Source organism: Pseudomonas plecoglossicida NBRC 103162 = DSM 15088 (assembly GCF_000730665.1).
GTDB lineage: Bacteria > Pseudomonadota > Gammaproteobacteria > Pseudomonadales > Pseudomonadaceae > Aquipseudomonas > Aquipseudomonas plecoglossicida.
In genome coordinates, this window is the sequence record NZ_BBIV01000089.1 from 1 (window position 1) to 1,419 (window position 1,419).

At 65.8% G+C, this 1,419-nt stretch carries 1 protein-coding gene; it reads right to left on the bottom strand.

Annotated features, from left to right (window positions below; all coding sequences use genetic code 11):
• Positions 1-52: 52 nt before the first annotated feature.
• Positions 53-1,345 carry an NAD(P)/FAD-dependent oxidoreductase gene (locus PPL01S_RS24200; protein WP_016394045.1) on the bottom strand — a complete coding sequence of 431 codons (1,293 nt, stop codon included), beginning with the start codon at positions 1,343-1,345 and terminating at the stop codon, positions 53-55.
• Between the last annotated feature and the right edge of the window lie 74 nt (positions 1,346-1,419).

Genomic DNA, 1,419 nt, shown 5'->3' on the forward strand with positions numbered 1-1,419 from the left:
CGCTTGATCTCGATGCCCCCACAACCCTCAAGACAGTCCCTGCAAACGAAGCCTACACCAGCTCCTTGAGTCGGTGCCAGAGCATCCCCAGCGCCAGCAACGGTGAGCGCAGGTGTCTGCCGCCGGGGAAGGTGATGTGCGGCACCTTGGCGAACAGGTCGAAACGCCCGCTCTGCTGGCCGCTGATCGCCTCGCCCAGCAGGCGCGCAGCCAGGTGGGTGGCGTTCAGGCCATGGCCCGAATAGGCCTGGGCGTAGTACACGTTCGGCTGGCTGGTCAGGCGGCCGATCTGCGGCAAGCGGTTGGCACCGATACCGATCATGCCGCCCCATTGATAGTCGATGCGCACGTCGGCCAGTTGCGGGAACACCTTGAGCATCTTCGGCCGCATGTAGGCGGCGATGTCCTGCGGGTCGCGGCCGGAATAGTGGCAAGCGCCGCCGAACAGCAGGCGGTGGTCGGCGGACAGGCGATAGTAGTCCAGTGCCACACGCTGGTCGCAGACCGCCATGTTCTGCGGTAGCAACTGACGAGCGCGTTCTTCGCCCAGCGGTTCGGTGGCGATGATGTAGCTGCCGGCGGGCAGCACCTTGCCGCCCAGTTCGCGGTTGAGGTCGTTGTGGTAGGCGTTGCAGCACAGCACCAGGGTCTTGGCCCGTACGCTGCCCTGGGCGGTGTGTACCGTCACCTCCTGGCCATAGTCGATGCGGGTGACTTCCGACTGCTCGAACAGCCGCGCGCCAAGCCGGCTGGCCACGGCCGCTTCGCCAAGCGCCAGGTTGAGGGGGTGCAGGTGCCCGGAGCCCATGTCGATCAAGCCACCGACGTAGCGCTCGGAGCCGACGACGCTGTGGATATCGTCCTGTTGCACCAGCCGCAGGTCGTGGCGATACCCCAGGCTGCGCAGTTCTTCCGCGTCCTCGGCAAAGCTTTGCAGCTCGCCGGGCTTGTTGGCCAGGTCGCAGTAGCCCCAGGTCAGGTCGCAGGCAATGGCGTGGCGTTCGACCCGTTCGCGGACGATTTCCACGGCTTCCAGGCCCATCAGTTTCAGGCTGCGTACGCCTTCTTCGCCGAGTACCGGCAGGAATTGCTCCAGGCCATGGCCGACACCGCGGATCAGTTGCCCGCCGTTGCGTCCGCTGGCCCCCCAGCCGAGTTTGCGCGCTTCCAGCAGGATGACCGAGAGGCCGCGCTCGGCCAGTTCGATGGCGGTGTTCAGGCCGGAGTAGCCGCCACCGACGATGCACACGTCGGCGCTGTGATCGCCCTGCAGGAATGAATGGTCCGGGTGTGGCGCGCTGCTGGCGGCGTAGTAGGAGGCGGCGTGCTGCGCGCTATGGATCATCGGGCTGGTCCTGGGCATTTAGACAGAAGGGGAGGATAAGCTGGGGTTTTGTGGTGGAGCAACTGGCCTCATCG

What these genes read in the sequence shown, in the direction of transcription:
- PPL01S_RS24200 (WP_016394045.1), bottom strand. Translation starts at nt 1,345, where the DNA reads ATGATCCATAGCGCGCAGCACGCCGCCTCCTACTACGCCGCCAGCAGC.